Source organism: Bradyrhizobium sp. SZCCT0153 (assembly GCF_018129995.1).
GTDB lineage: Bacteria > Pseudomonadota > Alphaproteobacteria > Rhizobiales > Xanthobacteraceae > Bradyrhizobium > Bradyrhizobium japonicum_G.
In genome coordinates, this window is sequence record NZ_JAFCKS010000001.1 from 365130 (window position 1) to 386636 (window position 21507).

A 21507-nucleotide genomic window follows, 5' to 3' on the forward strand; every position below is an offset into this window, starting at 1 on the left:
CCTGCGAAATTTTTTGTGCGGGCTGCGGTGATTTCCGCACACGGTTAAGTGATCTTAACGGACGAGAACTCCCGGTCGTGTCCTCGCGTTGTTCCCGCGATCGCCATGGGGCGAGGGGTCGACAGTCATGTCACAGATTAAAAAGGTATTTTTCGGTGTCGTCGCGATTGCCGCGACGCTTGGTGCCGTCCAGGTCGGTGCCGTCCAGCTGACCTCCGGCCACGATCTGGCCGACCGCTGGCAGGCGGTCGCCGACAAGCCGGTCAACAACGTCAATCGTTCCAGCAAAGCCGACAGGCTCGCCGACATCAGGCAGGCGGGGGTTCCGACCCGCACGGTGTCGATGCGGCTGAACGATCTGGCCGACACCTCGGTGCTGCTGCGCGTCCCCGCGGTGATCGAGACCGGGAACGCCAAGCCGCCCATGCTGCTCCAGAGTCAGGACCAGAAGCAGAGCCGCAAAAAGCCGACGATCGCCTGCGAGCCGATGGTCAGCTCCCTGACCGAGGTTGCAAAACTGCTCCAGCCCGGCCGCTGCGTGACCTGATTTGCGTGGGCCACTGGGGCAGTCGCCCTCCGCCGGGAGGGCGATCGCTCGCGTCCACTTGATCCCCCGCCCCCTCGCGTTATATCCCGGGTTTGTTCCCCTTTCGATTGACCGGGTAAACGCATGACGACGTCAGACACGGCTGTGCATACGCAGCCCTTCCAGGCCGAGGTTTCCGAGCTCCTGCACCTGATGGTGCACTCTGTCTATTCCGAGACCGACATCTTCCTGCGCGAGCTCGTCTCCAACGCCTCGGATGCCTGCGACAAGCTGCGCTATGAAGCCATCGCCAGCCCGGCGCTGCTGGGCGAGGGCGACGCGCTCAAGATCCGCATCATTCCGAACAAGACGGCCGGAACGCTGACGATCGCCGACAACGGCATCGGCATGGAGCGGCAGGAGCTGATCGACCACCTCGGCACCATCGCCCGCTCCGGCACCAAGGCGTTCGTGTCGAAGCTGAAGGAGGCCAAGGATGGCCTCGGCCTGATCGGCCAGTTCGGCGTCGGCTTCTATTCCGCTTTCATGGTCGCCGACAAGATCGCCGTGGTCAGCCGCCGTGCCGGCGAGAGCGACGTCTGGACCTGGACGTCGTCCGGCGGCTCCGGCTTCGAGATCGCGCGGGCGAGCGACGAGGAAGCGGCGCGCGTGGCCCGCGGCACCGAGATCGTCCTGCACCTGAAGGACGACGCCAGGAAATTTATCGAGGCCTACGAGATCGAGCGCATCGTCGGGGCCTATTCCGACAACATCCTGTTTCCCATCGAGCTGGTGCCGGAGGAGGGCGAGCCGCGCCAGATCAATTCGGCGAGCGCGCTGTGGCAGCGCTCGAGATCCGAGCTGACGGCAGAGGACTACAAGAAGGCCTATCAGCAGATCGCATCCGCCTTCGACGATCCCGCGATGACGCTGCATTATCGCGCCGAGGGCCGCTATTCCTACGCCGTGCTGCTGTTCGCGCCGTCGACCAAGCCGTTCGACCTGTTCGAGCCGAACCGCAAGGGGCGCGTCAAGCTCTACGTCCGCCGCGTCTTCATCACCGATGACGCCGATCTGCTGCCGGGCTATCTCCGCTTCATCCGCGGCGTCGTCGACAGCGAGGATCTCCCGCTCAACATCTCGCGCGAGATGCTCCAGAACAATCCGCAGCTCGCGCAAATCCGGAAAGCCGTGGCGACCCGCGTGCTGTCCGAGCTCGAAAGCCTTGCGGAGAAGGATCCGGAGAACTTTGCAAAGATCTGGGAGGCCTTCGGCGCGGTGCTGAAGGAAGGCATCTACGAGGATTTCGAACGCCGCGAAAAGCTGCTGGCGCTGTCGCGCTTTACCACGACCTCCGGCGAGAAGCGCTCGCTCAAGGACGTCATCGCCGATTTCAAGCCGAACCAGACCGAGATCTATTATCTCGTCGGTGACAGCATCGAGCGGCTGAAGTCGAGCCCGCGGCTCGAGGCGGCGACCGCGCGCGGCATCGAGGTGCTGCTGCTTTCAGATCCCGTCGACGCCTTCTGGACCTCGATGCCATCGGAGTTCGAGGGCAAGCCGCTGAAGTCGCTGAGCCAGGGCGATCTCAACCTCGACCTGATCCCGCGCCTCGACGAGGCGGACGAGGCGAAGAAGGACGAGCCGGTCGCCGACGAGGCCGCCACCATCGCAATGATCAAGTCCGCGCTCGGCGAGCGTGTCAGCGACGTCAAGGCTTCGACGCGCCTCACCAGTTCGGCCTCTTGCCTCGTCGCCGACAGCCAGGGACCGAGCCGCGAGCTCGAGCGCATTCTGGCCCAGCAGAACCGCGGCATGCGCAGCAAGCCGATCCTCGAGATCAATCTGCGCCATCCGCTGGTCACGGCGATCACCAAGGCTCAGGCCGGCTCCTCCGCGGTCGACGATCTCAGCTTGCTGCTGCTCGAACAGGCGCAGATCCTGGACGGCGAGTTGCCGGAAGACCCTGCCGCGTTTGCGGCCAGGCTGAACCGTCTGGTGTTGCAGGGGCTCGGCGGGTAGCGGGCCCGCCAGCGACACCTCACCTTGCCGTCATCTGTCCTCAGGAACAGTCGCGCGCGCCGGGATGTTGTGTCATATGAAGCCGTCGGCATCGACGTTGCCGAGGTGACCTATTCGAGGATTTCTCCATGCGTCTGCCGCTCCTGACCCTCACTGCGATATTCACGCTGCTGGGCGCAGCGGATGCCAGTGCGCAGAGGTACGATCCGGCCTATCCCGTATGCATGCACCGCTACACCGGCGGCGGCTTGGGTGGCGGGGGCGGTGACTATTTTGACTGCTCCTTCACCTCGTTGCCGCAATGCCGCGCCACGGCGTCGGGCCTTGCCGCGACCTGCGACCTCAATCCCTATTACGCCTTCAACGAACCGCTGCCGCCCCGCCGGCGTCACAAGAAGGTGCACCAGTAGCAGCAGGCGACGCGGTTTCCGGTGCCAGGATTGAGGCGTCGCACAGTGGGCCTGGTGTGACTGTCGGTGCGGTGCTCATGGCCGTGCCGTCACACGCGCAGACCTTCGATCCCCGCTATCTCGTCTGCAGGCACGTCGGTAGCGCTCACGCGGTCGCTGGTGCGATGGAGCAGGTAGGACTACCGGTTGCGCATGCCAGCGGATGACGGAGCCTTGTTCACCGCCGCGTTGATTGCTGCGGTCAATTGCCAGGTCATCTGGTCCGTCGTCCAGTCGCTTGCGTGCAGCCTGGTGTCGTCGCCCGGGTCGACCATCCGGTCGAATGAAATCCCTGCGATATCGTGCCAGCCCTTCATCAGCTCGAAGCGGCGAAAGACATTGACGCGCTTCTTATGTGCGATGTCGCTGATCGCCTCGACCATTGCGATCGCCTTGCCGATCTTGGCCCGTGTCAGCAGCGCCGGCACATACTGCAGGTCCATTAGAATCACGTCGATCCGCTTGGCCGCCAGAAGTTCGTCGACACCTTTACGGATCGCCTTCGTGGTATCCCTGAAAGAAGGAGGGTTCTGATCGGCGGGTTGCCAAACTGAGTTGGTGCCGACCTGCCAGATAACGAGGTCGGGATTCAGGTCGAGGACGTCGCGCTGGAATCGCTTGAACTCTTCAGGAGCCTCTTGGCCGCCGATGCCCCGGTTGATCACGTCGATCGTTGCCTTCGGAAATTGCGACCGAAACTGGATCCGAAGGTCCGCCAGCAGTCGTTGGGGATAGGGCGTGATACCTCCTTCGCCCGCCGTGGTCGACGAGCCGATCGCGACCACCTTGACCTGTCCGTCGCCGCTCAGCCGGTTGAAAAGATTGGTCAGCCGTTGCCGGAACGGCGTTGCCTGAACCGGAATTTGTGAGGGGTCGAGAGCCACGGGTCGCCTCCCTGTCGTGACCAGGACACCGCAAGGTAGAGCGAAGGATAGCCTGCTTGGACGAAGCCGCCTAGCGCCGTGTGCTTCTTTGCTCCTTCCGGATCCCCGACCGCTCCACCACCTTGCGCCAGCGCTCGGTCTCCGCGGTCAGCATGCCCCGAATGCGTCGGCGTTGCCGTGCGGCGGAATCCGCGCGATGGCGGCGACCGGCGCAATGCCCTTGGCGAAATCATACGGCAGCGCGGGGTCGAACGAGGCGTTGATCGCGTTCGCGCTACGCGTCCGAATGACTGGATTTGCTGTCGCAAGAAACAAGCCGGGCCGCACGGCGATCCCCTCGGCTTGGTAAAGGATCACTAGAGTTAATCGCGCACTAACCGCGCTTTACCTTGTCTCTTAACACCTGGGCAGGGCGTGCGAGCTAAGCTGCCGGAACCAGCAGACACGTTCCGAAAGAATGAACGGCATGACCACCGGCATCATCGAGCAACCGAGAGCCGCGCGCGCACCGTCGGCTTCAAAAATCTGGCTGAAGGCCATCGAGCTCACCGCGCGGATCGAGGCGCTGCCGGGCCGGCTGTTCGCCGACGTCGTCGACGACTGGGCGCAGCGCCAACCCGCCCGCATCGCGCTGATCACCGATGACGCAAGCCTCGACTATGAGGGGCTCTCGAAACGCATCAACCGCTATGCGCGCTGGGCGCGCTCGGTCGGCGTGGCCAAGGGCGACACGGTCGCGCTCATCATGCCGAACGGCATCGACTATGTCGCCGCCTGGCTCGGCATCAGTCGCGCCGGCGGCGTGGTCGCGCTGCTCAATACAAAGCTTGTCGGGCCATCGCTCGCGCATTGCATCGACGTTGCAAAGCCATCGCATATCATCGTCGCGCATGAGCTGACGGCGATGCTTGACAGCGCGTCGCCGCACCTGAAGACGGAAGCAAAGGTCTGGACCCATGGCGACGCCCGCAGCGAACGCGCGGTCGATGTCGCGCTTGCCGCCCTCGACGACGGTCCGCTCTCGCCGGACGAGCACGGCGACGTCACCATCAACGACCGCGCCCTGCTGATCTACACGTCCGGGACCACCGGCCTGCCGAAAGCGGCCAGCATCAGCCATCGCCGCATCCTCAACTGGGGCTTTTGGTTCGCCGGCCTCACCGGCGCGAGCCCGCAGGATCGGCTCTACGACTGCTTGCCGTTGTTCCATTCGGTCGGCGGCATCGTCGCGCCATGCAGCATGCTCGCTGCCGGCGGTTCGGTGGTGATCGCGGAAAAATTCTCGGCCTCGAATTTCTGGCCGGACATCGTGCGCCACGATTGCACGCTATTCCAGTACATCGGCGAGCTCTGCCGCTACCTGCTGAAGGCGCCGCCGTCCGAATACGAGAACCGTCACCGCCTGCGGCTCGCCTGCGGCAACGGCCTGCGCGGCGACATCTGGGAGGACTTTCAGGCCCGTTTCGCCATTCCCCGCATCCTCGAATTCTATGCCGCGACGGAAGGCAATTTCTCGCTGTTCAACGTCGAGGGCCAGCCGGGGGCGATCGGCCGCATCCCGCCGCTGCTCGCCCATCGTTTCCCGGCCAGCCTCGTCAGGCTCGACCCCGGCAGCGGCGCGCCGCTGCGCAATGAAGATGGACTTTGCATTGCCTGCGCACGCGGCGAGGCCGGCGAAGCCATCGGCCGCATCGGCACGGCGGACCAGGGCGGCGGCCGCTTCGAGGGCTACACCGACGCGAGCGAGACCGAGAAGAAGATTTTGCGCGATGTCTTCGCCAAGGGCGATGCCTGGTTCCGCACCGGCGACCTGATGCGGCTCGACGACAAGGGCTTCTTCCACTTCGTCGACCGCATCGGAGATACCTTCCGCTGGAAGGGCGAGAACGTCGCCGCCTCGGAGGTCAACGATGCCGTGCGCGATTTTACCGGCGTGATCGATGCGACCACTTACGGCGTCAGCATCCCTGGCACTGACGGCCGCGCCGGCATGAGCGCGATCGTCGTGAACGAGGGTTTTCACGTGGAAGCGCTGCCTGCGCATCTCGCGCAGCGCCTGCCGGCCTATGCTCGGCCCCTCTTCCTTCGCATCTCGCGCGAGCTCGATGCGACCGAGACCTTCAAGCAGAAGAAGACCGAGCTCGCGCGAGAGGGCTTTGATCCGGGCGCGATCCGCGATCCGCTGTTCATGCTGGACCCGAAGGCCGGCGCCTATGCCGCGCTCGATCTGGAGGCGTATTCGAAGCTCGTCGACGGCTCGATCAGGCTCTAGCCATGCGAAATCCGGAGATAGGTCCAATTTTATCTGAATTGTCCAAGAAGCCATTTACTTCTGTCGGGTAAACAAAAGGCCATGGGAGGCGGTCATCAGGAGCCGCCGTCTGAACGACGAAGAATGAACAAGAACAGAGCAGCGAGCCAGCCATGTCGGTAAGGTCTAAGGTCATTGAAGCGATCCAGCAGATCGCCAAGGAGCAGCACGTCACGCTGCCCGCACTCTCGGACGATCTGTCCCTGCACGAGACGGGCTTCGACTCGCTCGCCTTCGCCATTTTGGTAGCGCGTCTCGAGGACGAGACCGGCGTCGACCCCTTCACCATCTCCGAGGACGCAGCGTTCCCCGCCACCGTGGGCGATTTCGTGCGGGCCTACGAAAATGTCCCCGCGTGAGATCTTTGCGCTACGCGACCATCTCGGCGCGGAGCTGACGGGCCGCACGCTGTCGGACGCGCACGATGTCGCGTCGCTGACGGATATCCTGTCGCAGACGGTCCTGGGCGGACGGCTGCGCGAGCTGTCCGGCCGCGCGGTCCTGTTGAAACTGTCCGACCAGCTCCGGTCCGGCCTTGCCATGATCGAGCTCGACGGCGTTGCCCGTCGCATGCTGCTGTGCCCGCCAGATCTCAACCCGGCATATCTCGACGCGCTGATCGCGGATGCCGGAATCGATGCCGTCGTCACCGACGAGCCGGATCGCTGGGCCGAGACCGGCGTGACGCTGGTCGTCACCGCGCAGCTGCCGCTTGAGGCCACCGCGCCGGCCAGAACCGAACGCGCGACCGAATGGCTGATGCTCACCTCGGGCACCTCGGGCGTACCGAAAATCGTCGGTCATACGCTGGAGGCACTCACGGGCGCCATCGTCGCCGAAGGCCCCGCGCGCGGACCCGCGCCGGTGTGGGCGACGTTCTACGACATTCGCCGCTATGGCGGCCTGCAGATATTCCTCCGTGCCGTCCTCTCCGGCGGCTCCATGGTGCTGTCCGATCCGGATGAGGCGCTGGCCGATCACGTCGCGCGGCTGAACGCGCGTGGGGTCTCCCACATCTCCGGCACGCCCTCGCACTGGCGCAAGTTGTTGATGAGCGGCTCGGCCGCAAAGTTCGCGCCGCGTTACGTCCGTCTCTCGGGCGAGATTGCCGATCAGGCAGTGCTCGATGGCCTGAAGGCCGCGTTCCCCAATTCGTCCGTCGGCCACGCCTACGCCTCGACAGAGGCCGGCGTCGGCTTTGCCGTCAATGACGGGCTCGAGGGTTTTCCGGCTGACTATCTCGGCAACCGCAATGGCGTCGAGATGAAGGTCGTCGACGGTTCGCTGCGCATCCGCTCGACGCGCACGGCGCACGCCTATATCGGCCGCAACGCCGCCGCGCTGACCGATGACGACGGCTTTGTCGACAGCGGCGATATCGTCGAATTGCGCGGCGACCGCTACTATTTCGTCGGCCGTCGCGGCGGCATCATCAATATCGGCGGACTGAAGGTTCACCCCGAAGAGATCGAGGCGGTGATCAACCGCCATGCCGACGTACGGATGTCGCGGGCGAAATCGCGCAAGAGCCCGATCACCGGCGGTATCGTCGTCGCCGACGTGATCCTCGCCGACGGCACCGATCCGGCGCGTGCGAAAGAGATCCGCGACCAGATCCTGGATCAGTGTCGCGCGCAGCTCGCATCTCACAAGGTGCCGGCGGTGATCCGCTTCGTCGAGGCGCTCGACGTCACTCCGGCCGGCAAACTGGCGCGCACCGATGCATAATGTCCTTGTCACCGGAGGCAGCCGCGGTATCGGCCTTGCGATCGGCACGCGGCTGGTGGATGCCGGCTATAACGTCATCGCAGCCGCGCGGCGCGAGAGCGATGAGCTCAAGGCGGCGATCGCGGGGTCGGAAGGGCGTCTGCATTTCCGCGCCTGCGATCTCGCGGTGATCGACGCGATCCCGGCGTTTGCAAAAATGGTGCGCGACGAGTTCGGCCCGATCTATGGCCTCGTCAACAATGCCGGCCTGGGCACCGAAGGCCTGCTCGCGACCATGCACAATTCCGAGATCGAGGCGCTGGTCCAGCTCAACGTGCTGTCGCCGATCATCCTCACCAAATATGTCGCGCGGCAGATGATGGCCGATGGTGCCGGCCGCATCATCAACATCTCCTCGATCATCGCCACCACCGGCTATAACGGGCTGTCCGTTTACGGCGCGACCAAGGCCGCCGCCACCGGATTCACCCGCTCGCTCGCGCGCGAGGTCGGAAAGCTCGGCATCACCGTGAACGCGATCGCGCCCGGCTTCATCGACACCGAGCTCACCCACAACCTCTCCGACGAGAGCCGCAAGCGCATCGCCGGGCGCAGCGCGCTGCGCCGCCTGCCGGAGACGGATGACGTCGCGCGCATGGTGGAATATCTGCTCGGCGAGGGCGGCCGCAACGTGACCGGCACCGTCTTTACGATTGACGCCGGGAATACGGCGTAAACGGAACTCCGCCGCCATCATGACGTTGATCCGGAACAATGACATCCAGCCGGATGTGGTCGTAAGATGCGTAGCAATCGATTGGGTTACGTCAATCGATCTGCCCCAATCGACAGGGAGCAGTCCATGGCCATCCCAAACATGACCGCTTCAAACGAGGGCCGGACGGAGCATGCCAGCACGAAGCCGGATGATGACGTCCACTGCCCGCCGATGACGCATCAGAATTCCGGTACTCACGGCCATGAAATGTATCCGCAGCAATTCGTGCGGCTGGTCGGTTGCCACGACGCGTCTCTGGACGCCCTGCGCAAGCGTCAGGACGCGAAGGTGCATTAGCGCGTACCGCCGCTCACGTCCGATGCTTCGGCAAATCGATCCGTTCGTGTGAGAATTCCGGCGGCCCCTCGGTGAGGCGACGGATGCGGCGCTCGCGTTCGTCCTCCGGCAATGCGGGATCGAGCAGCCCCTCGATCTCGTGCACCGCGATCTCTTCGATCTTGGCGTCCGATGCGATCGGGGGCGTTGAGGCAAGTCCCGGGGACGCGATCTTCAGCCCCAATTCGACCAGCTTGCGGATCGCCTCCGAGCGCGACAGGCTCTGGGCTTCAGCCCAGGCATCGACGGCAGCGGTCAGCCTCTCCGGCATCTTCACCGCACTGATCGGATCAAGCCCCGTGCGCCGGCGCACGGAAGTGGTGGGGTCCTTGCTGCCGAAGTCGGGCACTTCGATCATCCCGTGCAACGCCTGAAGATGAGCCCAGCATATCCGCACCCGGCGGCCGGCTTTTTGATGCCGATCAATGCTCCGCTGCGGCATTGCAGCGCGGCGCGGTCTTGTTGTCCGGGCTCATTTCGGCCAATGATTGAAAAGGGGGACGCCAGCCGGCGAACCCGGATCGATCCTGCTCCGTATCTCCCTCGGAAGCGCACCAAACGTCCGGCAATCACCCGATGACACCAGCCGCCCCCTTCTACGGCAGCATTCCCGTCTTCCGCGGCTTCACCAGCCTGATGGAGCCCGCACTCTATGCGCCGCTGCCGGACGATTGGAGCATCGGCGTCGCCGACATCGTCGATTCCACCAAGGCGATCGCCGCGCAGCGCTACAAGGCCGTGAACATGGCCGGCGCAGCCGTGATTGCAGCGGTGACGAATGCGCTGGAGGGCCGGGAATTCCCCTTCGTGTTCGGCGGCGACGGCGCGAGCTTTGCGGTCGCGCCTTCCGATCTCGATGCTGCCCGCGAGGCTCTGGCCGCGACCGCAACCTGGGTGCGGGAGGATCTCGATCTTGAGATGCGCGTTGGATTGGTGCCGGTGAGCGCGATCCGCGCGCAAGGTCTCGACGTTCGCGTCGCGCGCTTTGGGCCGTCGGCTAATTTGTCCTATGCGATGTTCTCTGGCGGTGGGCTTGCCTGGGCCGACGCCGCGATGAAGCGCGGCGAGTTTGCGGTCGCGGAGGCGCCCGACGGCACGCAGCCCGATCTCTCCGGACTGTCCTGCCGTTTCGAGGTGATGCCGGCCTCGCGCGGACTGATCCTGTCCGTGCTGGTGATGCCGACGCCCGGTGCCGATCCGCAGGCTTTCCGCAAGGTGATCGAGGACATCATCCACCTCGTCGAGCGCAGCCCGGATGGCGGCCGTCCGGTGCCATCGCAGGGGCCGCCGCTGACATGGCCTCCGCAGGGGCTGGAATATGAAGCACGCACCAAGCGTGGCGGTCCGCTGGTCGCACGTCGCGCCCGCGTGCTGGCCTACACGCTGTTCGTCTATCTGATCATGCGTTTCGACCTCAACGTCGGCGGCTTCGTGCCTGATGTCTACAAGCGGCAGGTGGTCGAGAACTCGGATTTCCGCAAATATGACGACGGCCTGCGCATGATCCTCGACTGTACCCCGCAGCTCGAACGCGCGCTGAGCGACCGTCTCGCGGCGGCGGCACGCGACGGCATCGTGCGTTACGGCCTCCACCAACAGGACGCCGCGATGATGACCTGCTTCACGCCGTCGGCGCTGCGCAGCGACCACGTCCACTTCATCGACGGCGCGAGAGGTGGCTACGCCTCGGCGGCGACGGCGTTGAAGGCGATGGCGGCGGGCGCGAGCTAGCGCCCCGCACGCGTCCAGGTCTCGCCGCCGCAGAGCGCGCCGACGCAGCCTTCCACCCGCAATGCGTCCGTGCCGGTGACGGTGACACTGCTCGCATAGGTGCTGCCGTCATCGGCATTGTAGATCTGGCCGGACCATTTGTTCGGGCCTGAAGGCTGCATGCCAATGAACAGCGGCAGTCCGATCATCGGGCGCCTGGCGAGTTCGGGATTGGGATTCTTGCTGTCGGTCGCTGGCTGGCCGGTCGCGGTGTCGTGGGGCTCGCGCAGCCAGACGATGTTGCCGCAGACGCCGCCGCCGCATTTGCCGATCTTGACGCGGGCATCACCGGCCTGGGTCAGCCAGGTCCCGTCGACGCTCTGCGCCTGCGCGGCAGTCGTGCCAAGCAGCGCAGCCAGGATGACAATGAGAGCAGCGAATCTGGAAGTCATGGAGGGGGCCCCGAATTGGAGGCGCCTCCATAGCAGCCCGGCAGGATAGTGCAACGCTGGATGGAATCACATTCCTGCGCCTATTTGCCTGCGCTTATCTACCTGCGCTCATTTGCCCCAGCGGACGAAGGCGACCGAGGCTGCGGTCGAGAGCCCGAACACGACCATGGCGCCGCCGACCAGGGCGAACAATGTCCAGGCCGGCGCCTGCGCCATCATCAGGCCGACGCCACCGATCGCGACGATCAGAAGCCGCGCGGTCGAGGCCAGAACCGGACCGCCGACGCGCGCCGCACCTTGCGAGGAAAAATACAGCGACACACCCATGCCGAAGAACACGAAGGCCGGCCCGGCCCAGTGGAAATAGCTGTGCGCCGCGGCGGTGACGCCGGGATCTCCGGTGAAGAGCGCCACCCACAATGCGGGATCGAGCGCAATGACGAGGCCGATCAGGCCGACGGTGATCCCGGAGGCTGCCGCCGCGGTCCAGGCCACGCGCCGCGCGCGCTTCACCTGTCCGGCGCCCATCGCCATGCCGACCATCGGCACCGAGGCGATGCCGAAGGCGAAGGTGATCGGTATCAGCAAAAACTCCAGCCGCGAGCCGATGCCGTAGCCGGCCAGCATTTCGGTGCCGAAGGTCGCCAGGATCTTCGTGAAGATCAAAATGGTGAGCACGGTCTGGAGCGGCGACAGGCAGGCGACCGCGCCGACCTTGAGGATATCCAGGAACATGGCGCGCTCGAAATGAAAGGCGCGGACCCTCAGCGGCAGCCGGCTGCGGCCGGACAAGAGATACCAGAGGAAAAAGATCGCGGCGCAGGTGAACGCAATCAACTGGCCGGCGGCGACGCCGGGCATGCCGAATTGCGGCGCGCCGAACAGGCCGAGCCCGAGCGTGCCGCCGAGCGCGATCTGGAGCGTGCTCGTGCCGATCAACGTCATCGAAGGCAGGCGCATGTCGCCGGTGCCGCGGATCACCGAGGCCAGCGTGTTGACGAGCCAGATCGCGACCGCGCCGGAGAACAGCATCTGCGAATAGCCGCTGGCTTCCTCGAGCACGCGCTCGCGTCCGCCGAGCAACGTGAAGAACGAGCGACCGAAGGCGAGCATCATCACCGTGAAGAAAAGCCCGCCGCAAATGCCGATGATGGCGGCGTGCAGCGCCAGCGACGCGGCGCGGTCGCGATCCCCGGCGCCGAGCGCACGGCTGATCGCCGACGAGACGCCGCCGCCCATCGCGCCCGCGCTCATCATCTGTGTCAGCATCGCGAACGGGAACACCAGCGCGATCGCCGCGAGCGGGATGGTGCCGAGCCGCCCGATATAGGAGGTCTCGGCGATCGCAACCAGCGTGCTTCCGACCATCGCGATCATGTTGGGGATCGCGAGCCGCAGCAGCGTCGGCAGGATCGGCGCGGTCAGCAGGCTGGCGATGGGGGAGGCGACCGGGGCAGGCGGCACGGCGTCTATCGAGGCGTCGATCGTCATGTCTCACCGGGCGGAACATTGGATGATGATCGACATATTACAGGGTTGGCTTGCCTCCGCCAGCCTTGCTTCACGCAGGGCTCACCAGGGCAGGCCGCAGAGGTCGATGGTGCCCAGCGTCGGCGCACGGACGATGTTGAAGACATAGGGCGTCATGGCGTCGAACCGGATTCGTCCCTCCGGCTGTTCGCAATAGACCTCGCCCTTGAAGGGCAGCCAGCTTCGGGCCTGGTAGAACGCAAAATTGTGCGGCTCGCAGAACAGCAGTGCGAAGCGCGCCGCTTCGTTGGCGCGGATGGTGTGCACCGCCGCATCGATCGCCATGGTCGCATAGCCGCGGCTACGCCGGTCCTCGCGCGTGCACACCCCGCCGATGCCGCCGATATGCACATTCTGTCCGTTCCAGGTGACGGTGCGGAAGTAGATGCCGACATGGCAGACGAGACCGTCCTCGGGCGTCTCGATCAGCACGCGCAAATCGGCATTGGCCCATTTGACGTGCGCCCATGGCAGCTTCTCGACCATTTGCGGTCCGAACACCGCCTGATGCAGCGGCTCCGCGATCGGCCAGGAGGCATCGCCGTTCAAAATGTCGATCTCGATGCTCATTACTCTTTCTTTCGCATCTCCGCGTGGTGCGTTCGTTCTGCCATAAGCGCCTCAAAGGCAATGACATTTTTCGGCTTGGTTGAAGCGGCCCCTCACACTTGCGACGATTTTATGCAATCGGGCCATACCGCCGCATCACCCGTTTTTGCAATTTGGCGGTATTTAACGGCCGAGGAACCTTCTATAAGGGGTGACCGTTAAGCCTCGTTCCCCATCAGTCGCGGACAACAACCCATGACCTTTACGCTGCCCCCACTCCCTTACGCCTATGACGCCCTCGGCCAGTTCATGTCGAAGGAGACGCTCGAATTCCACCACGACAAGCATCATCAGGCCTACGTCACCAACGGCAACAACGCGCTCAAGGGCACCGAATGGGAAGGCAAGTCCCTTGAGGAGATCGTCAAGGGTTCGTTCGGCAAGAACCCCGCGGTGTTCAACAATGCCGGCCAGCACTACAACCACATCCACTTCTGGAGCTGGATGAAGCCCAATGGCGGCGGCACCAAGCTGCCCGGCAAGCTCGAGAAGAAGATCAACGAGGACCTCGGCGGCTTCGAGAAGTTCAAGACCGACTTCCAGGCGGCCGGCGTCGGCCAGTTCGGCTCCGGCTGGTGCTGGCTCCAGGTCAAGAACGGCAAGCTCGAGATCGCCAAGACTCCGAACGGCGAGAATCCGCTGGTGCACGGCGCCACTCCGATCCTCGGCTGCGACGTCTGGGAGCACTCCTACTACATCGACTATCGCAACCGCCGTCCCGACTATCTCAAGGCTTTCGTCGAGAACCTCGTGAACTGGGAATACGTCGAATCCCTGTTCGACAAGGCCTGAGGGCTCACACATTCCAGGTTCGGCTTTGCCGCTCCGGAAGTGACGAATTGAAAAGGCGGTCGCATGCGCGGCCGCCTTTTTGCTGTGCGGAATTCGTCCGCACCTCGCATGGCCCTGCGCCGGGCGCGCAACGCTCCCGCCACCGTATTGTTTGCATCGTGCAGGGCCCGCCCTTAATCAGGACGGGCATCACCCTCGAGCCGACCGAGCCCGTTGTCAGATTCTTCCCCGAAAGACCCGGCGCCTGCCGAGGACGTGGAGTCCGAGCCGCGGCCGGGACGCGTGCGCAAGCCGATCGGCTGGTCGACCATCATCATCGCGGTCCTGGTGGCGGTCAGCGCGGGTCTGGTCTGGCGGCGTGACGGTTCTGGCGGTGTTCTCGACATTCTCACCCACGACCTGTCGCTGTTCGGCGGCATCCTGCCGCGCGTTCTGGCCGGTTGTCTGCTCGGCGCGTTCATCTCCGAGATCCTGCCGCACGAAAAAGTCTCGCGCTCGCTCGGGCCGAAATCGGGCCTGAAGGGCCTGCTGATCGGCACCGCCTTCGGTGCGATCCTGCCGGGCGGACCGTTCACCGCTTATCCCGTCGCGAGCGCGCTGCTGGCGGTCGGCGCCGATTTCGGCGCCACCATCGCCATGGTCGTGAGCTGGACCCTGATCGGCTATGGCCGGGCGGTGGCCTGGGAAATTCCGATCATGGGCACCGATTTCACGCTGTGGCGCATCGTCATCTCGCTGCCGCTGCCGGTGCTCGCAGGCGCGCTCGGACGCTTCGTCTATGTCCGGCTCTATCCGAGGCCGGCCACGAAGGACGACGAGATTTGAGCGCGGCGCTTCTCATCGACATCCTGCTCTGGGGCTCGGTCTTCGGCGTCGGCCTGATCGCCTTCCGCCGCGGCCCTCCGGTGTTCAAGGCCTCGCTGCGCGAGGGCTCCATGGATTTCATCAACATCGTGCCGCGGATCGCGCTCGGGGTGATCGGCTCCGGCTATATCGCCGCCATCATCCCGCAGGAGGTGATCACCGGCTGGCTCGGCCCGGACAGCGGCTGGCTCGGGGTCGCGACCGCCGTGGTTGCCGGGGCCGCCACGCCCGGGGGCCCGGTGATCGGCTTCTCCATCGGCACGGTGGCGCTCAAATCGGGCGGCGGGGTGCCGCAGGTGGTCGCCTATGTCGTTGCCTGGGCGCTGTTCGCCTTCCAGCGCGTGATCCTGTGGGAAATCCCGTTCATGCCGGCCCGTTTCGTCTGGTTCCGCTGCGCAGTGTCGGTGCCGTTCCCGTTCCTGGCGGCCGCCATCGCGATGGTGATCGGCAAACCCTGAGGGAGCGTGGACAGGGGTAATGTTATAATATAACGTACCGACATGGTTCCCGCCGCGTCCCACGCTCACGACCACTCCCACGCCCATTCCCACGGGCACGACCACACGCACGCTCACGTCCATGATGCAGCAGTGCCGCATCCGGCTCAGGCGGCGCCCTGGTCGATCCTGCGCATGACCATGGCCGCACGCGTCGCCGCGGCGCTTGCCGCCTGCGCCGTGCTCTGGGGCGTGGTCTTCCTGGCGATGAGGTGACCATGGCGGCCGTCCACTTTCACAATGTCACGCTCGGTTACGACCGGCATCCGGCCGTGCATCATCTCAACGGCGTGGTCGCGCCGGGCGCGCTGGTCGCCGTGGTCGGCCCGAACGGCGCCGGCAAGTCGACGCTGCTGCGCGGCATCGTCGGCATCCTTAGGCCACTCGACGGCAGCATCCATCTCGGCGGGCTCGACTCCCGCGATGTCGCCTATCTGCCGCAGAGCGCGGAGATCGACCGCAGCTTTCCGATCTCGGTATTCGATTTCGTCGCCACGGGGCTGTGGCGTGCGACCGGCCTGTTCGGCGGCATCGGCAAGTCCGCGCGAGACAAGATCCTGCACGCGATCGCTTCCGTCGGCCTCAACGGCTTCGAGAACCGCCCGATCGGCACGCTCTCCGGCGGGCAGATGCAGCGCGTGCTGTTCGCGCGCGTCCTGCTCCAGGATGCGAGCCTGATCGTGCTCGACGAGCCCTTCAACGCCATCGACAGCAAGACCACGATTGATCTGCTCGCGCTGGTGAAGCACTGGCACGGCGAAGGCCGCACCGTGCTGGCGGCGCTGCACGACATGGAGATGGTGCGCAATCATTTCAGCGAGACGTTGGTGCTGGCGCGCGGGCCTGTGGCATGGGGCCCGACGGCGGAAGTGCTGACGCCGGAAAATTTGATGGTCGCGATGCGGATGTGCGAGGCCTTCGACGACAGCGCTGAGGCCTGCGCGGCTGACGATGCCCGCTCGCGGGCGGCTTGAGATCCGATGGTCTATGACGCGCTGATCGGTCCGTTCACCGAATTCGAGTTCATGCGGCGCGCGCTTGCCGCCGTCATAGCGCTGTCGCTGGCGGGCGCGCCGATCGGCGTGTTCCTGATGCTGCGGCGGATGAGCCTCGTCGGCGATGCCATGGCGCATGCGATCCTGCCCGGCGCCGCTGTCGGCTTCCTGCTCTCCGGCCTGAATCTGTTCGCGATGACGGCTGGCGGCCTGATCGCCGGCTTTGCAGTCGCGATCCTCGCGGGCCTCGTCGCGCGCTCGACCGGGTTGAAGGAGGACGCCTCGCTGGCGACGTTCTATCTGGCCTCGCTGGCGCTGGGCGTCACCATCGTCTCGATCAAGGGCACCAATATCGACCTGCTGCACGTGCTGTTCGGCAATATCCTGGCGATGGACGACCAGACGCTGCTGGTCGTCGCCTTCAACGCCACAATCACGCTGCTGGTGCTCGCCGTGATCTACCGCCCCCTGGTCATCGAGAGCGTCGATCCGCTGTTCCTGCGCACCGTCAGCCGCGCCGGGGGACCTGCGCATCTCGCATTCCTCGCGCTGGTCGTGATCAACCTCGTCAACGGCTTTCAGTCGCTCGGCACCTTGCTGGCGGTCGGCCTGATGATCCTGCCGGCCGGCATCGCCCGGTTCTGGTCGCGCGACCTCACCGCGATGATCTGCATCGCAGTCGTTGCCGCCGCGGTCTCGGGCTATGCCGGTCTCGTGCTGTCGTTCCAGACCCGGGTGCCGTCGGGCCCTGCGATCATTCTCGTGGCGAGCGTGCTCTACATCGTCTCCGTTCTCTTCGGTCGCGTCGGCGGTATCCTCCGGCAGCTGTTTCCCGGCCGGCATCTGGAAGCGTGACGGCAATGCGGCCCATCCTGCTGTGTATGCTTCTGCTGATCGCCTCGCCGCTGTACGCCGCGGAACGGCTCAACGTCGTCGCCAGTTTCTCGATCCTCGCCGATTTCGTCCGCAATGTCGGGGGCGACCGCATCAATCTGACGACGCTGGTCGGCACAGACAGCGACGTCCATGTCTACACGCCCGCACCAAGCGATGCGAAGCGGATCGCGGACGCAAAGCTCGTCATCGTCAACGGGCTCGGCCTCGAGGGCTGGCTGCCGCGCCTCGTGCAGTCCTCCGGAGCCAGGGCGCAGGTGGTCACCGCGAGCGCCGGCATCGCGCCGCTCAAGCTCGGCTCGGCCGCGGACCCGCATGCCTGGCAGTCCGTGCCCAACGCCAAGGTCTACGTGACGGACATCGCCAGCGCGCTGGCCGCGGCCGATCCGGACGACGCGGAGTTCTTCCGCGCGAAGGCCAAGGCCTATCTGGACAAGCTCGAAACGCTGGACCGCGAGGTCCGCGAGGCCGTGGCGAAAATCCCGCCGGAGCGGCGCAAGGTGATCTCCACCCATGACGCCTTCGGCTATTTCGCCGCCGAATACGGCGTCCAGTTCATCGCGCCACTCGGCGTCTCCACGGAAACCGAGCCCAGCGCGCGGGATATCGCCGGCATCATCGGCCAGATCAAGGCCCAAAAAATCCCGGCCGTTTTCCTGGAAAATATCAGCGACGACCGGTTGATCCGGCGGATCGCGGCGGAGACCGGTTCAAAAGTCGGCGGGACCCTCATTTCGGACGGTTTAACGGCCGAAAAGGGGCTTGCACCCACTTACATTGATATGGTCAGGCACAATATAAAGGCCCTGACCAGCGCGCTTGACCACTAGGGCAGGGGCCACCCCGCCTCGCGTCGCGCGAAACGCCCGAAGTCCGGAGTGATTATGTCTGAAGCGACCTCCCAGAAAATTCCCGTGACCGTCCTGACCGGCTATCTCGGCGCCGGCAAGACCACGCTTTTGAACCGCATCCTGTCCGAAAACCACGGCAAGAAATACGCCGTCATCGTCAACGAATTCGGCGAGATCGGCATCGACAACGACCTCATCATCGGTGCCGATGAGGAAGTGTTCGAGATGAACAACGGCTGCATCTGCTGCACCGTGCGCGGTGACCTCGTGCGCATCATGGACGGGTTGATGAAGCGCAAGGGCAAGTTCGACGCCATCATCGTCGAGACCACCGGCCTTGCCGATCCGGCGCCCGTGGCCCAGACCTTCTTCGTCGACGAGGACGTGCAGAAGAACGCGCGCCTCGATGCGGTGGTGACGGTCGCGGATGCTAAATGGCTCTCCGACCGGCTCAAGGACGCGCCCGAGGCCAAGAACCAGATCGCGTTCGCCGACGTCATCGTGCTGAACAAGACCGATCTCGTCACCAAGGGAGAGCTTGCCGAGGTGGAGGCCCGCATCCGCGCCATCAATCCCTATGCGAAGCTGCATCGTACCGAGCGCTGCTCGGTGGCTCTGGCTGACGTACTCGATCGCGGCGCCTTCGATCTCGACCGCATCCTCGACATCGAGCCGGACTTCCTGAATGCCGACGATCATGACCACGACCATGATCATCATCACCACGGTCACGACCATCATCATGATCACGGCCACGGCCTGAAGCACTATCACGACGAGGACATGCAGTCGCTGTCGCTCAAGACCGACAAGCCGCTCGACCCGAACGTGTTCATGCCCTGGCTCCAGAATCTGGTGCAGGTCGAGGGCGGCAAGATCCTGCGCTCCAAGGGCATCCTCGCCTTCCACGACGATGACGACCGCTATGTCTTCCAGGGCGTCCACATGATGCTGGAGGGCAACCACCAGCGGAAATGGAAGGACGGCGAGGCGCGCGAGAGCCGCCTCGTCTTTATCGGCCGCGAATTGCCGGAAGAGCTCATTCGCGCGGGCTTCGAGAGCTGCATCGTCTCGTGATGAAAGAGTTTACGCCCGCTTCCGACTCCGCCTCGATCGTCTCCGTCACCGACCGTGTCAAGCCGGTTGCGCTCGGCATGGGTGTGACCTCGGCCCATTTCCTCGGCGACCGCGCTGCCTTCGTCGGCGGCGAGGAAAACGTTGCGTTGGTCGACAGCAAGGGCGAGATCACCACTGTTGTCGTGCATAGCGGCGGCATCCTCTCGACCGCGAGCGACGGCAAGCGCCTCGTCATGGGCGGCGACGACGGCAAGGTCGTGTCGCTCGACGCCAAGGGCGAGGTGACGCTGCTCGCCACCGACCCGAAGCGGCGCTGGATCGACGCGGTGGCACTGCATTCGGATGGCGCCTACGCCTGGTCGGCCGGCAAGACCGCGACCGTCAAGAGCGGCAAGAGCGAGGAAAAATCGATCGAGGTGCCCTCGACTGTCGGTGGGCTTGCGTTTGCGCCGAAGGGCTTGCGGCTCGCGATCGCGCATTACAACGGCGCCACGCTGTGGTTTCCCAACATGGAAGGATCGGCCGAATTCCTGCCCTGGGCCGGCTCCCATCTCGGCGTCACCTTCAGCCCGGACAACAAATTCCTGGTCACCACGATGCACGAGTCGGCGCTGCACGGCTGGCGGCTCGCCGACAACAGGCATATGCGGATGACCGGCTATCCCGGCCGGGTACGCTCGATGTCCTGGAGCGCGGGCGGCAAGGCGCTGGCAACCTCGGGCGCCGACACCGTGATCCTGTGGCCGTTCGCCAGCAAGGACGGCCCGATGGGCAAGGAGCCCGCGATGCTGGCGCCGCTGCAAGCGCGCGTGTCGGTGGTCGCGTGTCATCCGAAGAACGACATTTTCGCCGCCGGCTACAGCGACGGCACCGTGCTGATGGTGCGGCTGGAGGACGGCGCCGAGATCCTGGTCCGCCGAAACGGCACGCCACCCGTGGCTGCGCTCGCCTGGAACGCCAAGGGCACGCTGCTGGCCTTTGCCGATGAAAATGGCGACGGCGGTCTGCTCGAGCTTTAATCTGTCATCGTTCTGACCGTATAGGGGACCATGCGGTTTCTGACGACGTTCCAGCTTGCTGACTTCGCCGACACGCTGGTCAGCCTGTTCACGGCCTTCGTGCTGGGCACGCTGATCGGCGCCGAACGGCAGTACCGGCAGCGCACCGCAGGCCTGCGCACCAACGTGCTGGTCGCGGTCGGCGCTGCCGCCTTCGTCGATCTCGCCATGCATCTGACCGGCTCCGACGGCGCGGTGCGGGTGATCTCCTATGTCGTCTCCGGCATCGGCTTTCTCGGCGCCGGCGTCATCATGAAGCAGGGCATGGACGTGCGCGGGCTCAACACCGCGGCGACGCTGTGGGCCTCGGCAGCGGTCGGCTCCTGCGCGGGAGCCGACATGGTCGCGCAGGCGGCCGCACTCACCGTGTTCGTCATCGCCGGCAACACCATGCTGCGCCCGCTGGTCAACGCCATCAATCGCATTCCGCTGAACGAGAAGGCCTCCGAGGCGACCTACTACTTCAAGCTCGCGGTCGCGACCGACGCGCTCCCCGACATGCGCGACCGCCTCGTCGAGAAGCTCGAAGGGGCAAAGTATCCGGTGGCCGATATCGAGGTGGTCGAGATTGGCGAGGACGTCCTGGAGATCGTTGCAAAGCTGGTCGCGACCGCGGTTGATCCGAACGAGCTGAACGCGGTGGCGACCGATCTCCAGCACCTGCCGGGCGTGCGCCACGCCACCTGGGAAGTCAGCACCTCGGACTGAGCGCGGCGTTTTGGCGCGCGAAGGCGCGGTTCCCGCTTCGGCGGCTACGGAACCGCGGGCCGGCGACTTCGTTGATCTCGCAGACATAGGCGGTGATCGACATGACCGGCAATGACAAGCGCAGACTGAAACTCGACTTCATGATTGCCTGCTCGCTGTTTGCGGCCGGCGTGGTGATATCGGGGGTATCGATCGCGCAAATCCGCGCTGAAGGTCGCATGGAGCTGGCGCAGGCAACCCAGCCGCTCCAGGGCACGCCGTCCGAGGATCAGAACAAGCCCGCGGAAGCCAAGCCCGGCGGCGACCGGCCGACCACGCCGGCGCCCGAGCCCGCGCGCCCCGATCCGCAGACGCAAGGGGCTGCCGGCGCGGTCAAACCAGCATTGCCCCCTGCACCTGCCGAGAAGATCGCTCCACCGATCAAGGAGAAGTAGGCGGTCACTGCACGCTCGCAGTC

The 21507-nt window shown here is 65.1% G+C and carries 25 protein-coding genes; 20 read left to right on the forward strand and 5 right to left on the reverse strand.

Annotated features, from left to right (window positions below; genetic code table 11):
• Positions 1-127 precede the first annotated feature (127 nt).
• The 3 genes from JQ572_RS01850 (at position 128) to JQ572_RS01860 (ending at position 2958) form a co-directional block, all read left to right on the forward strand.
• Positions 128-547, forward strand: a complete 420-nt coding sequence (locus JQ572_RS01850; RefSeq protein WP_211381279.1) for a hypothetical protein — start codon at positions 128-130, stop codon at positions 545-547.
• Positions 548-670: 123 nt separating this feature from the next.
• Entirely contained in the window at positions 671-2548 is a 1878-nt protein-coding gene (gene htpG, locus JQ572_RS01855; RefSeq protein ID WP_211381280.1) for a molecular chaperone HtpG, read from the forward strand.
• Between the two features lie 128 nt (positions 2549-2676).
• Positions 2677-2958, forward strand: a complete 282-nt coding sequence (locus JQ572_RS01860; RefSeq protein ID WP_211381281.1) for a DUF3551 domain-containing protein — start codon at positions 2677-2679, stop codon at positions 2956-2958.
• Between the two features lie 179 nt (positions 2959-3137).
• On the opposite strand, the gene JQ572_RS01865 is transcribed toward JQ572_RS01860, so the two are convergent.
• Positions 3138-3881 (reverse strand): SGNH/GDSL hydrolase family protein, encoded by a 744-nt coding sequence (locus JQ572_RS01865; RefSeq protein ID WP_211381282.1) that lies wholly within the window; start codon positions 3879-3881, stop codon positions 3138-3140.
• Positions 3882-4338: 457 nt separating this feature from the next.
• Between JQ572_RS01865 and JQ572_RS01870 the strand changes: the two genes are divergently transcribed.
• From JQ572_RS01870 to JQ572_RS01890, 5 genes are all read left to right on the forward strand, one after another.
• Positions 4339-6153 (forward strand): long-chain-acyl-CoA synthetase, encoded by a 1815-nt coding sequence (locus tag JQ572_RS01870; RefSeq protein WP_211381283.1) that lies wholly within the window; start codon positions 4339-4341, stop codon positions 6151-6153.
• 152 nt (positions 6154-6305) lie between these two features.
• On the forward strand, positions 6306-6551 hold the full coding sequence (locus tag JQ572_RS01875; protein ID WP_015688794.1) for an acyl carrier protein: 246 nt from the start codon (positions 6306-6308) through the stop codon (positions 6549-6551).
• Positions 6538-7920 carry a class I adenylate-forming enzyme family protein gene (locus JQ572_RS01880; RefSeq protein WP_211381284.1) on the forward strand — a complete coding sequence of 461 codons (1383 nt, stop codon included), beginning with the start codon at positions 6538-6540 and terminating at the stop codon, positions 7918-7920. The genes JQ572_RS01875 and JQ572_RS01880 overlap by 14 nt, the downstream gene beginning before the upstream one ends.
• Positions 7913-8635, forward strand: coding sequence for an SDR family NAD(P)-dependent oxidoreductase (locus tag JQ572_RS01885; protein WP_211381285.1), 723 nt, complete (start codon positions 7913-7915; stop codon positions 8633-8635). The genes JQ572_RS01880 and JQ572_RS01885 overlap by 8 nt, the downstream gene beginning before the upstream one ends.
• A 126-nt stretch (positions 8636-8761) precedes the next feature.
• Positions 8762-8974 (forward strand): hypothetical protein, encoded by a 213-nt coding sequence (locus JQ572_RS01890; protein ID WP_211381286.1) that lies wholly within the window; start codon positions 8762-8764, stop codon positions 8972-8974.
• 13 nt (positions 8975-8987) lie between these two features.
• Here the strand turns inward: JQ572_RS01890 and JQ572_RS01895 are convergent, their stop codons facing one another.
• Positions 8988-9371 (reverse strand): ribbon-helix-helix domain-containing protein, encoded by a 384-nt coding sequence (locus JQ572_RS01895; protein ID WP_211382384.1) that lies wholly within the window; start codon positions 9369-9371, stop codon positions 8988-8990.
• Positions 9372-9589: 218 nt separating this feature from the next.
• Here JQ572_RS01895 and JQ572_RS01900 point away from each other — a divergent pair, with 218 nt between their 5' ends.
• Positions 9590-10744: a DUF3095 domain-containing protein gene (locus JQ572_RS01900; protein ID WP_211381287.1), complete on the forward strand. Its 1155-nt coding sequence runs from the start codon at positions 9590-9592 to the stop codon at positions 10742-10744.
• Here the strand turns inward: JQ572_RS01900 and JQ572_RS01905 are convergent.
• The 3 genes from JQ572_RS01905 to JQ572_RS01915 all read right to left on the reverse strand — a co-directional run bounded on the left by JQ572_RS01905 (position 10741) and on the right by JQ572_RS01915 (position 13275).
• Positions 10741-11175: a DUF2147 domain-containing protein gene (locus JQ572_RS01905; protein WP_211381288.1), complete on the reverse strand. Its 435-nt coding sequence runs from the start codon at positions 11173-11175 to the stop codon at positions 10741-10743. The genes JQ572_RS01900 and JQ572_RS01905 overlap by 4 nt on opposite strands.
• 108 nt (positions 11176-11283) lie before the next feature.
• Positions 11284-12666, reverse strand: a complete 1383-nt coding sequence (locus JQ572_RS01910) for an MATE family efflux transporter (protein WP_211381289.1) — start codon at positions 12664-12666, stop codon at positions 11284-11286.
• Between the two features lie 81 nt (positions 12667-12747).
• Positions 12748-13275 carry a GNAT family N-acetyltransferase gene (locus tag JQ572_RS01915; RefSeq protein ID WP_211381290.1) on the reverse strand — a complete coding sequence of 176 codons (528 nt, stop codon included), beginning with the start codon at positions 13273-13275 and terminating at the stop codon, positions 12748-12750.
• 234 nt (positions 13276-13509) lie between these two features.
• On the opposite strand from JQ572_RS01915, the gene JQ572_RS01920 reads away from it, so the two are divergent.
• From JQ572_RS01920 to JQ572_RS01970, 11 genes are all read left to right on the forward strand, one after another.
• Positions 13510-14106: a superoxide dismutase gene (locus JQ572_RS01920; protein ID WP_211381291.1), complete on the forward strand. Its 597-nt coding sequence runs from the start codon at positions 13510-13512 to the stop codon at positions 14104-14106.
• Positions 14107-14319: 213 nt separating this feature from the next.
• Complete coding sequence (locus JQ572_RS01925; RefSeq protein WP_211381292.1) at positions 14320-14931, forward strand: permease; 612 nt, start codon at positions 14320-14322, stop codon at positions 14929-14931.
• Complete coding sequence (locus JQ572_RS01930; protein ID WP_211381293.1) at positions 14928-15428, forward strand: hypothetical protein; 501 nt, start codon at positions 14928-14930, stop codon at positions 15426-15428. Before JQ572_RS01925 ends, JQ572_RS01930 begins: the two co-directional genes overlap by 4 nt.
• A 42-nt stretch (positions 15429-15470) precedes the next feature.
• Positions 15471-15683 carry a hypothetical protein gene (locus JQ572_RS01935; RefSeq protein WP_211381294.1) on the forward strand — a complete coding sequence of 71 codons (213 nt, stop codon included), beginning with the start codon at positions 15471-15473 and terminating at the stop codon, positions 15681-15683.
• Between the two features lie 2 nt (positions 15684-15685).
• On the forward strand, positions 15686-16441 hold the full coding sequence (locus tag JQ572_RS01940) for a metal ABC transporter ATP-binding protein (RefSeq protein WP_211381295.1): 756 nt from the start codon (positions 15686-15688) through the stop codon (positions 16439-16441).
• A 6-nt stretch (positions 16442-16447) separates the two neighbouring features.
• A complete protein-coding gene (locus tag JQ572_RS01945; RefSeq protein ID WP_211381296.1) occupies positions 16448-17317 on the forward strand; it encodes a metal ABC transporter permease in 870 nt (289 codons plus the stop codon).
• A 5-nt stretch (positions 17318-17322) separates the two neighbouring features.
• A complete protein-coding gene (locus tag JQ572_RS01950) occupies positions 17323-18186 on the forward strand; it encodes a metal ABC transporter solute-binding protein, Zn/Mn family (protein WP_211381297.1) in 864 nt (287 codons plus the stop codon).
• A gap of 54 nt (positions 18187-18240) precedes the next feature.
• Positions 18241-19284, forward strand: a complete 1044-nt coding sequence (locus JQ572_RS01955; RefSeq protein WP_211381298.1) for a CobW family GTP-binding protein — start codon at positions 18241-18243, stop codon at positions 19282-19284.
• Entirely contained in the window at positions 19284-20303 is a 1020-nt protein-coding gene (locus JQ572_RS01960) for a WD40 repeat domain-containing protein (protein WP_211382385.1), read from the forward strand. Before JQ572_RS01955 ends, JQ572_RS01960 begins: the two co-directional genes overlap by 1 nt.
• 30 nt (positions 20304-20333) lie before the next feature.
• On the forward strand, positions 20334-21050 hold the full coding sequence (locus JQ572_RS01965) for an MgtC/SapB family protein (protein ID WP_211381299.1): 717 nt from the start codon (positions 20334-20336) through the stop codon (positions 21048-21050).
• Positions 21051-21151: 101 nt separating this feature from the next.
• A complete protein-coding gene (locus JQ572_RS01970) occupies positions 21152-21484 on the forward strand; it encodes a hypothetical protein (RefSeq protein WP_211381300.1) in 333 nt (110 codons plus the stop codon).
• Positions 21485-21507 lie beyond the last annotated feature (23 nt).